Origin of the sequence: Sporosarcina sp. ACRSM, from assembly GCF_022346545.1 — a bacterium.
GTDB lineage: Bacteria > Bacillota > Bacilli > Bacillales_A > Planococcaceae > Sporosarcina.
Genome location: NZ_JAKRNU010000019.1, coordinates 34,830 through 50,150, shown reverse-complemented (window position 1 = coordinate 50,150; position 15,321 = coordinate 34,830). Strand labels below are relative to the sequence as shown.

Annotated in this window: 12 protein-coding genes; 1 reads left to right on the top strand and 11 read right to left on the bottom strand. The window is 43.7% G+C overall.

The genetic code is table 11. The annotated features are described in order from the left end of the window. From MHZ95_RS20350 to MHZ95_RS20300, 11 genes are all read right to left on the bottom strand, one after another. Positions 1-665, bottom strand: a 665-nt coding sequence (locus MHZ95_RS20350) for a transposase (RefSeq protein WP_239392621.1), incomplete at its 3' end; no start/stop codon positions are given. 218 nt (positions 666-883) lie between these two features. Next, positions 884-1,294 (bottom strand): DoxX family protein, encoded by a 411-nt coding sequence (locus MHZ95_RS20345; RefSeq protein ID WP_239392620.1) that lies wholly within the window; start codon positions 1,292-1,294, stop codon positions 884-886. A gap of 36 nt (positions 1,295-1,330) precedes the next feature. Next, the gene (locus MHZ95_RS20340; RefSeq protein WP_239392619.1) at positions 1,331-2,413 is read right to left on the bottom strand and encodes an LLM class flavin-dependent oxidoreductase; all 1,083 of its coding nucleotides are present in this window, start codon (positions 2,411-2,413) and stop codon (positions 1,331-1,333) included. A 273-nt stretch (positions 2,414-2,686) separates the two neighbouring features. Next, the gene (locus MHZ95_RS20335) at positions 2,687-4,210 is read right to left on the bottom strand and encodes an AbgT family transporter (protein ID WP_239392618.1); all 1,524 of its coding nucleotides are present in this window, start codon (positions 4,208-4,210) and stop codon (positions 2,687-2,689) included. Between the two features lie 50 nt (positions 4,211-4,260). Then, positions 4,261-5,445: an amidohydrolase gene (locus MHZ95_RS20330; RefSeq protein WP_239392617.1), complete on the bottom strand. Its 1,185-nt coding sequence runs from the start codon at positions 5,443-5,445 to the stop codon at positions 4,261-4,263. A gap of 228 nt (positions 5,446-5,673) precedes the next feature. Further along, entirely contained in the window at positions 5,674-7,113 is a 1,440-nt protein-coding gene (locus MHZ95_RS20325) for an alanine/glycine:cation symporter family protein (RefSeq protein WP_239392616.1), read from the bottom strand. Positions 7,114-7,235: 122 nt separating this feature from the next. Beyond that, positions 7,236-8,393, bottom strand: a complete 1,158-nt coding sequence (locus tag MHZ95_RS20320; protein WP_239392615.1) for a M20 aminoacylase family protein — start codon at positions 8,391-8,393, stop codon at positions 7,236-7,238. Positions 8,394-8,527: 134 nt separating this feature from the next. Further along, positions 8,528-9,754 (bottom strand): diaminopropionate ammonia-lyase, encoded by a 1,227-nt coding sequence (gene dpaL / locus MHZ95_RS20315; protein ID WP_239392614.1) that lies wholly within the window; start codon positions 9,752-9,754, stop codon positions 8,528-8,530. A gap of 41 nt (positions 9,755-9,795) precedes the next feature. After that, positions 9,796-11,067 (bottom strand): Zn-dependent hydrolase, encoded by a 1,272-nt coding sequence (locus tag MHZ95_RS20310; RefSeq protein WP_239392613.1) that lies wholly within the window; start codon positions 11,065-11,067, stop codon positions 9,796-9,798. A gap of 13 nt (positions 11,068-11,080) precedes the next feature. Further along, positions 11,081-11,461: a RidA family protein gene (locus tag MHZ95_RS20305; RefSeq protein ID WP_239392612.1), complete on the bottom strand. Its 381-nt coding sequence runs from the start codon at positions 11,459-11,461 to the stop codon at positions 11,081-11,083. A 187-nt stretch (positions 11,462-11,648) separates the two neighbouring features. After that, positions 11,649-13,406, bottom strand: a complete 1,758-nt coding sequence (locus MHZ95_RS20300) for a sigma-54-dependent Fis family transcriptional regulator (protein ID WP_239392611.1) — start codon at positions 13,404-13,406, stop codon at positions 11,649-11,651. A 213-nt stretch (positions 13,407-13,619) separates the two neighbouring features. Between MHZ95_RS20300 and MHZ95_RS20295 the strand changes: the two genes are divergently transcribed. Then, on the top strand, positions 13,620-15,227 hold the full coding sequence (locus MHZ95_RS20295) for a catalase (protein WP_239392623.1): 1,608 nt from the start codon (positions 13,620-13,622) through the stop codon (positions 15,225-15,227). Positions 15,228-15,321: the final 94 nt, after the last annotated feature.

Here is a 15,321-nt window from a genome sequence, read left to right as displayed (position 1 = left end):
TTTCGCTGGAGTTCTGCCAGTTTTTTATTACGCAACCGGTGAATGGAGCGGATTTTACGACCGGTAATCATGATATTTTCACCATTCTCCGCAACTGCTACAATGGTATGGATTTCTCCGACGTCAATTGCCGAGCGGTTTGCAAAGGTGTTTTCTTTTACTTTTTGACCGTCTTCATAGGCGATGGCTAGCATAGGTTGTCGGTCAAAAATCAGTTCGATCTCTTTGATTTGACCTTTGGGCAACTCTTTGATCCAGAGGATGAGCGGGGCTTGTAGCTTCCCTTCAACTTTCCCCATCGATAATTGGATTTTGCCATTTTCAAAGACCTTGAAGCCGTTGTTCGCCCATTTCGTATTGAAATGATTTTTTCGTTTGTACGGGTATTTATTTGGATGTCCGGCTCTTCTTGCTTTCCACGCCGCATCACGTGCAAATAGATACTTATGGCAAACGGCTTGCACAGATTGGGAATGAATCGGGAAGATTCCTTTCGTGCCTTTTTGCAATTCACTCTTGGTGATCCATTTTCCCGTTTTCAAATGGGTTTCTTTCGCAAGCTCCAAACAACGATTCCAAACTTCACCCGAAACCCGGTTGCACTCGAATAATCGATCAATCGTTTCCTTACTTGCCCGGAACGGTGTCTTCATACAACGAATCATCGCCAACCCTCCAATCAGGCGGTAATATACTTTATGTATACCACGAATTTCACCGAGGTAAACATATGTTCGTTTTGTGATGAAAATAGAAGAGCAAGCATTCATCTCCCACCTACGCTTCGCGTTGAGGTGGGAGACTTCTGCCCTAAATTGTTAAAAATAAAAAAGCCTAATTTCTCACTGTCATAAATGAGGAATTAGGCTTTTCGATTCTATTATCAGTTCGTTCCTTCAGCCGATCCAAAAAATTTACTGTCTAACGAAAGCAATTGGCTTCCGTTGATCAGCAGGACAACTGCCATGGCTAATAAAGCCACATCCAATTCATAACCCGCTGTTTCAGCTCCCATGAAGCCCGCAGACAATTTCACCGTAAAGATAGCTCCAATCATCACAATCGCAATTAATGCCGAGACAAGTCTAGTTCCGATCCCTAAAATTAATGCGATTCCTCCCAAAAGTTCAATGAAAGCTACGACAGAACCGAGAAAACCTAAAATGCCAATACTTTCAAACCAACCCGCTACATTCCCAAGACCCATTTGAAACTTTGCGATACCGTGGATCAGGAACGTGATTCCCAACATAACTCGAAGAATTAATAAACCTAACTCATATTTTTTTACCATTATTCATACTCCTCTACTAATCTTTTTTTATTTTGCTCAATGAATACCTGTCGATGCTTGATCTTTCCTTGTCGCTTTTCGGACGATTGGAGCGACCTCTGTCGCTAATAATTCAATACTCTTCGCCACTTTTTCAAACGGCAAGCCGCCAATATCCATCTGGGCCATGAAACGTCGGTGTCCAAAAAGTTCGTATTGACGTAGAATTTTCTCAACGATCTGTTGAGGGCTTCCTACGAATAAAGCAGTTTCGGGAGCCGTGAGCTCTTCAAAATCAGTTCGTGTCAATTTCCCTGAGACCATCCCACGCTGACCGTTTACGTATGACCAATAATTTGAGTAATACGGATAGAATTCATCTTTTGCTTGTTGCGTCGTCTCTGCAATATACGCATGACCCGTTACACCGACTTTGAGATCATCCTCATCATGCCCCGCTTCGAGGCCCGCTTGATGATAGACATCCACCAATGGCTTAAATCGCGCGGGATCACCGCCCAGGATTGCCAGCGCCATTCCGACACCCGATTTACCGGCACGGGCAGCACTGCTTGGTGTTCCTCCTACACCGACCCATACGGGCAATTCTTTCTGTAAAGGGCGGGGTGCAATTTCAGCATTTCTCAATGACGGACGGAAGTGACCATTCCAAGTCATTCTCTCGTTTTCGTTAAGCTTTAATAATAAGTCAAGATTTTCCGTGAACAAGGCATCATAGTCATTTGTGTCATAACCGAACAGAGGAAATGACTCCACAAATGCACCACGGCCTGCAATGATTTCTGCCCGCCCATCCGATAGCAAATCCAATGTAGCAAAGTCCTCAAATAAACGAACCGGATCAATCGTGCTTAACACTGTCGTTGCGCTTGTCAGCTTGATGCGTTCTGTCATTTGAGCGATGGAAGCCAAAACGACAGGCGGCGAGGAAATGGCATAGTCGAGTCGATGATGTTCACCAACCCCGAAAATATCAAGTCCAGCCTCGTCGGCAAGTTGTGCTGCCGCCATGATTTCTTTTATTCTTTGTCCTGCACTAATCGTTTTTCCTGTAAACGGATCCGCTACGATATCGCCAAGTGTATAAAGACCAATTTCAATTCCTTCGCTTTCATGCATTGTGTACGATCTCCCAACTTTTCTTTAGACTTTTTAAACAAATCACCATCAACTTACTTTATGTAAGTAACTATACAATCAACCTATGAGTTAGTCAAGTAACTAATTTACGATAAATACTTTTTTGTCGTTTAGCAGTTACTAAAATTGGAGAAAAAATTATCCTCAGCAATTCAATTACTGAGGATAATTTTCGGGTTATGTATATAAGAGAATGGACATAAAAATACCGAGCTCTAAAACAATTTTAGTTTGTTTTAGAACCCGGTATGATTAATTTGGCAAAAAGATAGGTCCGTTCGGTCCGACTGGAATGCCTAGTAGATACCAAACGACTGTAAATATCGTCCAGGCAAAGAATAAGACAACTGAATAGGGCAGTAAATTCGCAATGAGTGTGCCAAGTCCAACATTTTTGTCGTATTTCTTGGCAAATGCCAATAACAGTGGTAAATATGGCAAAACAGGTGTAATCGGATTTGTAATCGAATCACCGACCCGATAAATCATTTGCGTAAATGCCGGGTCATACCCGAGATACATAAACATCGGAACGAAAATCGGTGCCAAAATCGCCCACTTTGCGGAAGCACTTCCGATGAGTAAATTGATGGCCATTGTCAAAATAATGAAGCCGACAATTAAAGGTACCCCCTCAACTTTCATCGCTTCAAGGGCCCCCGCACCTTTAATCGCAAGAATAGGTCCCAAATTACTCCAATTGAAGTACGCAAGCATTTGAGCTGCAAAAAATACAAGGACAATATAGCTCCCCATCGTTCCCATTGATTCACTCAATAGATTCCCGAAGTCTTTGGATGAACGAATGGTCTTCACCTTTAATCCATACACTAACCCAGGTACGAAAAACAGAATCGTGATAATGAAAACGGCAGAATTCATCAGCGGTGAATTCGTAATGAGCGAGCCCGTTTCAGCATTCCGCAGCAAACCGTTTTCCGGAATTGCAAGGGCGAGTATCACAACAGCTGTAATAACTGCTGAAATATTTGCCCAGCGCAATCCCGCAATCTGCGTTGGTGTTAACTTTTTATCATCCATGACCTGCCCTGCATAGGCTCCAAGTCGTGGAATGGTTAGCTTTGTCGTGACCACATAAATGATAACGAGCAGGAAAATCGTAGATGCAGCCATGAAATAGTAGTTCATCGCGATATTTCCCACATAATCCGGATTGACGAGCTGAGCAGCGGGCTCTGTAAAACCAAGTACGAGTGCATCGGCCATCCCTAACACCAAATTCGATCCAAACGCGCCTAATGTTGCGGCATAAGCCATGACCAAACCTGCAAATGGATGATACCCTAGTTTGATCATTACCATGGCAGCAATTGGCGGTAAAATAACCGGTCCTGCATCCCCTGCTACAGTCCCAATGATGCCGACTAAAATCATTGTCGGAATAATGAGTGCACGAGGTGCCACTTCAATGACACGCTTCATTGCCGTTTCAAAATAACCCGTTTTCTCAGCAAGCCCGACACCGATCATGACGACAAGCACCATGCCAAGCGGCGGGAACGTACTGAAATTATTAATGCTTTCCGTTAAAATCTTCAATAAACCTTCGCCCGATAACAAGTTGACAGCTTCAATCACTTCGCCTGTCACGGGATTTGTCGCCTTCAAATTGAACAAGGAGGCGACAAACGAGCCCACTAAAATGACCCCCATCAATAGGATGAAGATAAGGATCGGGTCAGGCAACTTATTACCCGCCACTTCAATTTTATTTAAAAACCGGTTCACAAAACTGGTCTTTTGTTTCTCACTCATCTTAAACCCCTTCCCTCTATCAGCAACAACGTTTCCCGTTATAGAAAGTCTTACTTCTCTTCATTCATCGTCAAAGCACAGTACACATGGAACTTCAAAGCAGCTAGCATTGCCGCTTCGTCAATGTCGAATTTCGGGTGATGATGCGGATGCACAATCCCTTTTTCTTCATTTTTCGCACCGATCATGACATAACAGCTTGGCACTTCATTGCTGAAAGCCGAGAAGTCTTCCCCTCCAAGCATCGGATCAATCCACTCAATCGCTTCTTCAGGAATATAGGTCGCTACTGTGTCTGCAACCTTTTGCGTTACATGCTGATCATTAACCACCGAATCATAACCGTACGTATATTTCAATGTGGCCGTGGCGCCGTTTGCAGCTGCCAAACCTTCCATGATCTGCTCAATGGCGTTTCTAACTTTTTCGCGAACGTCTTGATCTAGCGTCCTTACTGATCCACCAATTTCCACACGATCCGGAATGACGTTGAGCGCCTCTCCACCGCCAAGGAATCTTGTCACTGAAACAACAGCAGATTCAAGCGGACCGACTCTCCGGGAAACAATATGATTCAAAGCTGACACCATTTGCGCACCGATGCTCAATGGATCCACTGTCATTTCAGGTTGTGAGGAATGTCCGCCTTTTCCTTGGATCGTAATCTCGAACAAATCGCTTGCCGCAGTGATGGCATCATGACGCACGCCGATCGTTCCAAGCGGAAGCGTGGACATCAAGTGCAAACCAAGCACTTGATCTACACCGTCCAGTACTCCTGCAGCCACCATTTCCTGCGCACCGCCTGGGGGCAGCTCCTCCGCATGTTGGAAAATAAACAGAATGTCCCCATGTAATTGTTCTTTCATGGAAGTGAGCACTTTGGCAGCACCTAAAAGTGAAGCCGTATGACCGTCATGGGCACAAGCGTGCATGACGCCTTCCTTTTGGGAAGCAAAAGGGAGATCCGTCTCCTCGTGGATCGGGAGCGCATCAATATCCGCTCGCAATGCAGTCGTTTTCCCCGGAAAAGCCCCTTTCAATCTGGCAATGACACTTGTCTTCGTCGGACGGCTAATCTCCAAGCCATCCATTTCACTGAGTCGATCTACTATATATTGTGAAGTTTGATGTTCTTCAAAGGATAATTCCGGACGTTCATGCAAGTAACGCCGCCATTCAATCGTTTCTGGAAACATTTCTTCTATTTTCAAAGCAATTTCGTTTCGATTCATTTCTTTCACCTCTTTAGCATGATAAAGTCCATTTATTAATGGTACCTATCCTTCGCACACTTTTCAATCATTTTTTAATAGTGTCTATAATTTCCCTGCTCTATTTGTGAGCCCTAGATTTTATTTTTCCAGCGCAACTAGTCTAACGCCCAAATTAAATGTTTTCTCATATAAAAGTAAGCGTCAAATACTAGGTGTGAGCTATTTGACGCTTGCTTTATCAGTCGATTAAATCTCAACCGAGTTTTTCGCAACTTTTTTATAATGAGGGTCGTCTACATCCGACAAATTTATTTTGGTGATATCTAAATCATAGTCCCATCTAGGATTTTCGTTTCCTCTTTCAACTTCTCTAAAATAATGTTGATAAATATATCTAACGTATTTAAAAAGAAGCATTAAAGATAGTACGTTAATAAATACAATCATTCCCAAAATTAGGTCTACAGCCGCCCAAATGACATTCAATTTTACAACACTTGCTAATACAAGAATCATTGCTAGTACGACTCTGAATACTAAAATAGGGATCTTTTTCCTTTCTTTGAAAATATATGTTAAATTGGATTCACCATAATGCATATCTGCTAATAGTGTCGTAAATCCGAATAAAAACATCGCAAAAAATACAATCCAACTACCTAAACTACCTAAAACAGAACCGAAAGCAGTTTGTAATAATAAGATACCGTCCTGACCTGATTCTAAGGCGCCGGTCATCAAAATGGCCAGTGCAGTAGCTGTACAAATAATAATTGTAGTAATAAAAGTACCAATCATCCCCAAAAATCCTTGGTCTACTGGATGTTTAACATCAGCAGAAGCATGCATGATTGCAGCAGACCCGTTCCCTGCATCATTAGAAAACATTCCCCTGGCCACACCGCTTCTAAACGCCTCTGCAACAGTCCATCCTACCACTCCACCAACTGCCGACTTCCCTGTGAATGCGCTTTCAAAGATAGCACCAAAGATGGTCGGGATATAAGCGAAATTAATGACTACTATATAAAGTACAACCGAAAAGTAAACAACTACCATAAGGGGAACAATAAAAGTGGATACATTCGCTAATCTTTGCATTCCTCCGATGGTTACTAAAAATGCCAAGATCACAACAATTATCCCTGGAATAATTGGATGAATGTTAACTACACCCGTAAATGCGTTCGCAATTGAATTTGTCTGAATAGACGCGATTGCAATACCAATACCCAATACATAAAGAAATGAGATTATAATAGCCAATGGCTTATTTCTCAAACCTTTTTCAATGTAATAAGCTGGTCCTCCTTGATAATTTCCATCTTTATCTTTAACCCGAAAAGCTTGCCCTAGAACTGTTTCACTAAAACTTACAATCATTCCAAACAACGCAGTCATCCACATCCAGAAAATAGCTCCGGGACCTCCAATAAACAATGCACTACTCACACCCACTAGACTTCCTGTACCTAATTGACCACCGAGGGCAGCCATTAAAGTACCGAATCCAGATACGCCTCCGTCATCACCTTGCACACTTTTTTTCATGGTACGAATCGCCCGGAAAAAATGTTTAACTTGAGGGAATTTTAGTCTAATCGTGAAGTATAGACCAACACCTAGTAAAGTATATCCGATCACATTTGCCCACAGCCAGTCAGTTATATCATATATTACTTGCATGATAACATCCCTCTCATATATTAATTACGTAAAATATTCCGACATTTTTCCAGAATAGTCTTCCCACAGTAACCAATTACGCCAAGGCGTAATTGATTAAACTTACTGGGGAAAAGCATTGCTTAAAGCGGTAATTTTAAGCGAACAATTTCAGCAAAAAATTCAGCACCGCGAACTAAATTTTCATCTTTATAATCAAATTTGGCATGGTGAAGAGGATATACTTCTTCTCCTTCACGCTTCCCCCCCAGGAAGACATAGCATCCCGGAATTTTATCAATAAAATGCCCAAAATCCTCTGAACCCATTATCGGCTGTGCATGATCAACCACATTTTCTTCCCCAAGTACGTTTTTAGCTGCTTGCACTACTGTATGGTGACAATCTTCCCAGTTAACTGTTGGAGAAAAAGAGTTTCTATAGGTGAATTCGCATGTTGCCCCGTTCGCCTCACAAATACTTCCACAAATTGCTTGCATTCTCTCTTTAATAAGAGATTGGACTTCCGGTTTATAACTTCTGCAGTCACCAGTTATGACAACATTCGTCGGTATTACATTGACTGTACCGTCCGTATGGATTTCAGTACAAGAAACAACCGCAGTGTCAATCGGATCAATATTTCTTGATACAATAGTTTGTAAGGCTAATATGATTTGGGAAGCGGTCACCAATGCGTCAACTCCCATGTTTGGAGCTGAGGCATGTCCCCCTTTCCCTTTTATACGGATTTCGAAGTTATCCTCACTTGCCATAATCCCTCCAACTTTGGAATGGATTTGCCCCTCTGGCAAACCAGGCATATTGTGTAACCCATAAAATTCATCAATTGGGAAACGCTCAAATAATCCATCCTTTAGCATGGCAAGTGCCCCTTCACCGTGTTCCTCTGCAGGTTGGAAAATGAAACGAACCGTTCCGTTAAAGTTTTTTCGATCCGCAAGTAATTTCGCTGCACCAAGTGCTGTCGTTACATGTCCATCATGGCCGCAAGCATGCATCTTACCTGGATATTTCGAAGAGTATGGTAGATTGGTTTGTTCTTGAATGTTCAAAGCATCCATATCCGCACGGATTCCAATAATTCCTGGGCCATCACCATTTTTTAATGTACCAACTACCCCTGTTTTTCCAATGCCAGTAACCACTTCATAACCCATTTCCTGCAATTTCTCTGCAACAAACCGCGCTGTATTTTCTTCTTCAAAAGCAGTTTCAGGGTATGAATGGAGATAATGCCTCCACTCCATAAGTTGATTGTTTAAATTTTCATTGCTCATATTCATTCCACCCTCTTCTGAACTCTTTTATGTGTCTACTGAGAATCTGTTAATTAGATAGGCACCCATTGGCTTTTCCTAGATGGGGATGATGTCATCCCTCATCTAGGCTTTTTTAAAGAATGAACTACTCCTTAATTCGGACAAAGTCCTTCCCATACAACCTTCTGATAAGTTGCTGGATCCGTATCTCCTTCAGTGCTGATTAGCAAAACTCGGGAATTGGCATCAAGGGAGATCGCCTGGCCATGTGCAGGGTCATTCGCCAGTTTTCGCAAATAGTACAGTAAGCCGAGTGTCACTGCCCCAGACTCACCGGATATCACTCGAGGATCACCCTTCATCGGATTCCCATATAGACGCATCCCGAGTGCTGCAATATTGTCGTTACACGAAAATGTCCCTTTTGCATATTGACGTAACAAGCGATAAGCACTTGTGTTAGGCTCTCCGCATGACAGCCCTGCCATAATGGTGTTCATATCGCCCGTGACGATTTCCCTCGTTCCATCTTCCGTTAAAAATGAACGGTAATAACACTCCGCCTGTTCGGGTTCGACGACAACAATCATCGGCGGATCGTCCCGATAATGTTCAAGCATATAACCCGCAATGGCTGCCGCGAAAGAACCGACCCCCGCCTGAAGGAAAATATGTGTCGGTTGTTGTCCGCCATCTGCATCCAACTGATCTACGGCTTCTTTGGCGATGGATGCATACCCTTGCATAATCCATAAGGGAATATCTTCGTAACCATCCCACGCCGTGTCCTGGACGAGGACCCATCCATTTTCATCAGCCAGGTTTGCACACATTCTAACTGTGTCATCGTAATTGATGTCTGTAATTTCGGCGTGGGCCCCTTCATCACGGATTGCTTGCAAACGTCGTTCTGTCGATCCTTTCGGCATATAGACGACCGATTGATGACCAAGCTCCCTTGCCGCCCAAGCCACTCCCCGTCCATGATTGCCGTCTGTCGCTGTAATGAACGTCAATTCGCCAAGCTTTTCTTTCACTTTCGGTGACTGCAACTCTTCAAAGGATAGATTCTCAATATTTTCACCTAAGCGATCAGCTAAGTATCTTGCAATGGCATAGATGCCGCCCATCACTTTGAATGCATTCAGACCAAAACGCTGTGACTCATCCTTCATTCTGATATCCGCAACATTTAAATGTTCGGCTAAATTTTTTAAGTGATACAGAGGTGTTTCTGTATACGAACGATGTGTTTTTTGGAATTCATGAATCCCTTTAATTTTAGTTTCTTCAAATGGAGCTAGTTCCTCTTTGTTATACTCCGGGGAATAAAAATGGTTTACGGCCAACTTAATATCTTCTTGAATGATCTTCTGCATTGTAATCCTCCTATTTCAATTCACTATTGATAATTGTAAAACTATTGTTTGCCTGCAAGATGGCTAACAACGTCCAGTAACACATTCGCTCCTGCCACCAAATCTGATTCCGAAGTATGCTCGCGAGGATTATGACTGATCCCCCCGTCGCTTGGAACGAAAATCATGGCTGTCGGACAAATGCGGGCAATCATCTGTGCATCGTGCCCTGCGCCGGATGTCATCCGCTTCGATTCCAGTCCCCGATGATTAGCGGCAGTTTCCACCAACTCAACGATATGCTTGTCGAAAATAACCGGTTGAAAACGCGCCATTCGCTCTACTGTAATCGTAACTTCCTCGGCAGACTGCAGTTCTTGAAGATAATTTGCCAGTGCCGCTTCTTCGTCTTTCAGGCGCTGTTCATCGGGATCGCGTAAATCGACCGTGAACGTGGCACGTGAAGGAATCACGTTGATCGCATTTGGTTCAAATTCAACACAACCAACCGTCGCCACAGTCGGTGTAGCGGAACTGACCGCACGCTCACGCAGGTACGTCATAACTTTTGCAGCAGCATGTCCCGCGTCACGTCGCATGGCCATCGGAGTTGTACCGGCATGATTGGCATCCCCTTCGATTGTCACGCGCTGCCAAGAGATTCCTTGAAGATTTTCCACTGCGCCGATCGGGATTCCCATCCGTTCAAGCGCTGGACCTTGCTCTACATGTAGTTCTACATAAGCATGCGGCTGTAAAAATCCCGGATCTTCCGTGCCCGCATAACCAATTTTCTCAAGCTCTTCGCCTAGTAAAGTCCCATCAGTGCCGACTGTTGCCAGCGCCTCATCAACGGAAAGACCTCCCGCATAGACAAGGGAGCCCATCATATCGGGTGCATAGCGCACACCTTCCTCATTTGTGAACGCTGCAACCGCGATCGGGCGGGAAGGAACAAACCCGGCCTCCCGCAGAGTCTTGATGACCTCGATGCCCGCAAGTACACCATAGCACCCATCATAAATACCCGCATTGATGACTGTGTCTATATGTGACCCAACGAGGACAGGAGCTTGCTCTGCAGTATCTGTTCCACGCCAAATACCAAAAATATTGCCGATGCGGTCGATTGCGATTTCCAGTCCGGCATCCTCCATCCAAGAAACCGCCGCATCGCGCCCTGCTTTATCTGTTTCAGAAGCTGCTAACCTAATCAATTTGCCATCTTCATCACGCCCAATTTGACCCAGCTCTTGAATTCTGCGGACTAATCGTTCCGCGTCTATGGATGGCTGATTACCGTTTAGTTTGATTTCGTTGTTTTCCGTTTTCATGATGCCGATCCTCCTATTTCAATTTCGCAATGACTTCGATTTCCACTAATGCCCCTTTGGGAATTGCTGACACTTCTACACAACTTCTTGCCGGTTTATGGGCGGTAAAATAAGAGCCGTACACTTCATTCACACTTTGGAATGAATCGATTGAATCTAGAAAAATCGTTGTTTTAAAAACGTCTTCCAATCCGAGATTCAAATCCGACAGAAGCCCCTTAATATTATTCAGTATTTGCTCTGTTTGTTCGGCAGCCGTTTCACCGACCATTTCCCCACTTTCAATATCCAATGGCAACATCCCTGATAAAAATGCAAAACCATCTACTGTAATCGCTTGAGAATAGGGTCCGACAGCCGCCGGTGCTTTATTTGTTGAAATTTGTTGAATCATTTATTTTTCCCCCTTATTATCTACACATGTATTAATGCAAGAGTCGTGCCAAGTTATAAAAACGTCTAAAGCAAGGGGTAATAAAAAAGAGCCGTATATTGAGTATCAAAGCGATACTCAATATACGGCATGTTTATGTATAAGGATAAATCTCTATAAAGAAAACAATCATAATATCAAAATGAGACTAGGTGTCAATTTGATATTTATTTATTTTCCTAAACAATGTTGCCCTTCCAATTCCGAGCAGACCGCTGGCATCTTCAATATTCAGATCATGATGACGCACATAATCCAGCGCTTTTTGAATCATTTCTTTCTCCATTTCTTGAAGGGAGAATGAAGGTAAGGTAACTGCGGGTTCTCCCTGTTCGATCTTCAATTTACGAAGGATCAGTGCTTCTGCCGCTTCCATTGTAATCCAACCGCTATCGATAAAATTGAATAAGTACTCGATGAAGTTTTTTAATTCGCGAACATTTCCTTCCCATGGGTAATGGATCATCAACTCTTTCACGTCTTTTCCAAACCCGAGCACATTTGCTTGAAACAGCTGATTAAAGATCTCAATAAAATGCTCACTTAAAGCGAGAATATCTTCCTTTCGACTTCTAAGCGGCGGCAGGACCATCGGAATCACATTTAACCTGAAATACAAATCTTCTCTGAATGTTCCTTTACTCACCATTTCCTGCAGGTCTTGATTTGTAGCTGCAATGACACGCACGTCAATCGGAATGGATGCTGTTCCGCCTAGACGCTCAATTTCCCTTTCCTGCAAAACTCGTAATAATTTCACTTGAAGTAAGGAGGGCATTTCTCCTATTTCATCCAGAAAAATTGTTCCTGTATGTGCCAATTCAAATTTACCGGGTTTCCCTTTCTGATTGGCACCCGTGAACGCCCCTTTTTCATACCCGAACAATTCACTTTCCAATAAGTTTTCAGGAATCGCACCACAGTTGACTGTTATAAAGGGCTTGTCTTTCCGCATACTTGCATGATGGATCGCTTTCGCAAACTCCTCTTTTCCCGTCCCACTTTCTCCTTGGATTAAAATCGTGGAATGGGATTGCGAAACTTGATAGGCATAATCCTTCACTTCTTGTATTTGCGCACTGATGCCGATAATTTGATCAAACGGTTTTTTTTGATTTTCCGTTGTTTTTTCCGCCAAATGCTGAATTTCATTCACATCTTGAATGGTGATCAAATACTCGGATGACTGACGAACAGAAGAAATTTTTTGCTTATTCACCAAAAAGCTTTTTTCGATACCGTTAATCGTTAAGTTGATCGTTTGATCGATTTCCTCGTCTTCTCGGCCCATTGTGCGTAAAAAATGTTGAACTTCTTCCGGCAATATGTGTTTTTCTTTTATTTCCATCAATAGTTCTGCTTTTACATTTATTTCTTGGATGCTTCCTGCTTCATCAATGACAATGATTCCTTGATTGACAAGGTTCATAATTTTATCCATTTTTTCTGAACTACGCGTAAGCTGCTGAATCATCTCATGCTCGTGTAATTTACTGGCCAACAGATCTGCCATTTTACTCAAGAAAGTGAGAATGCCTTCTGTATTTTCAAATAAGCGCAACCGCTGATCCTCATTAAAAGCTAATAACCCGATCACACCAATCGGTTGCCCTTGAAAGGTAATCGGCGCACAAATTTCACCAGTTTCCGAGCAATTCCCAAAAAACTTGCATCGCTCACAAATTGGGTCATGCCCAGGATTTTCAATCACGACGGGTTGTCCCGTCCGAACAGCGGACTGATAGACGAAGTCACCTTCCATTTTGCGAAGCACACTTTCTTTTTGCTCTCCCGTTCCCGCCACTCGTATGAAATGATGATTGGCAATCTCCACTTCTATTTTCAGGACAGCCGCTATGGCATCCGCGATCCGCTGTACTGCAGGTTGAATACTCATCAAATCCATCAAATCACCTTCTATTCTATCGCCGTAATGATTCAATAAAATCATACCACCCTATGGATGAATTCCATAACGTCTCTCTTGATACGAATACTTTTACTTCAAAAATGAACTCCCTCTCATTGTATAAACTTTCTACGAAAAGTGAAGAGCTAAGGATGACTAATTTTGAGGAGGCTGTCCATTTTGGCAGAGAACAAAGACACGAAACAGGACATGCAACGCGAGACATTGACAACGCGCCAAGGTCATCCTGTGAAGGATAACCAAAACATTCGCACAATCGGTGATCGCGGTCCAGCCATGCTTGAGAATTATCATTTCATCGAAAAGATTTCCCATTTTGATCGGGAAGAGGTTCCGGAACGTGTCGTGCACGCGCGAGGAGCAGGTGCCTTTGGCTATTTTGAAACGTATGGAAAAGTGGGAGACGAACCCGTGGAAAAATATACGCGTGCCAAAGTATTTTCAGGTGCCGGGAAGAAAACACCGCTGATGGTTCGTTTTTCTACAGTGGCCGGAGCGAAAGATTCACCGGAAACAGCACGGGATCCACGCGGCTTTGCGGTAAAAATGTATACAGAAGATGGCAACTGGGATTTAGTTGGAAACAACCTCAAAATTTTCTTTATCCGCGATGCGATGAAGTTTCCGGACATGATTCACGCATTTAAGGCTGATCCGGCTTCGAACGTCTCCAATCCTCAGCGGATGTTTGACTTCGTTTCCCGTTCACCTGAAGCGACGCATATGATCACCTTTCTATTTTCTCCATGGGGCATTCCGGCGACGTACCGCCATATGCAAGGTTCCGGCGTCAACACCTACAAATGGGTAAATGACAAAGGTGAAGCGGTGCTGGTGAAGTATCATTGGGAGCCGAAGCAAGGGATTCGTAATTTGACACAAGAAGAAGCAGACGCCATTCAAGCCAAGAACGTCGGTCATGCGACACAAGATTTATATGAAGCAATTGAGCGCGGGGATTATCCTGAGTGGGAGCTTTTTGTACAGATCATGGAGGATGATTACCACTCTGAGCTCGACTTTGACCCTCTTGATGATACAAAGCTTTGGCCGGAAGAGAAGTTTCCGTGGCGACCGGTTGGACGTATGGTCCTCGACCGCAATCCAGTGGATTTTCATGCGGAAATCGAGCAAGCCGCCTTCGGTACAGGCGTCCTCGTAGACGGCATGGATTTCTCAGATGACAAAATGCTGCAAGGCCGGACGTTTTCTTACTCCGATACCCAGCGTTACCGTGTAGGAGCGAACTACTTAAAATTGCCTGTGAATGCACCCAAAGTGCCCGTGCGCACCAATCAGCGTCGAGGCCAGATGGCTGTTCCTGATTTAGAAGAAGCTGGTGATCCGCATATTAACTATGAACCATCGATGCTCGGCGGCTTTGAAGAAGCCAATCCAGAAAACCATCATCCGCCGCATCACCCTATGTACAATGCTGCCGCAATGAGCGCACCCATTGATCGTCCGAACAACTACGGTCAAGCAGGACACACATACCGCAGCTTTGAAGATTGGGAACGCGATGAATTGATTAACAACCTATCCGATGCACTTGCCATCTGCGATAAACGGATTCAGGATGCCATGATCGAGCACTTCACACAAGCCGATGAAGAGTACGGCCGCCGTGTCAAAGAAGGCATTGAAAAGAAAATGAAAGAACTAGAAGAAATGGGCTCGGAAAACAAAGTTCCCGGCCGTGAATCAGGCCAATCGAAATATGGCCAAGGCTCATTGGCAGCGAACGAAGCAACAAAAGACGCTGTGAACAAAAGCCACAAAGCTGACCCTTATTAATTGTATAACAGACGTATGGACCGGGTGTGGGCGCACCCGGTCTATTTCAATAGATCCGCCACTCCCCTTCCAACTAACAGATCAAATACCTCCT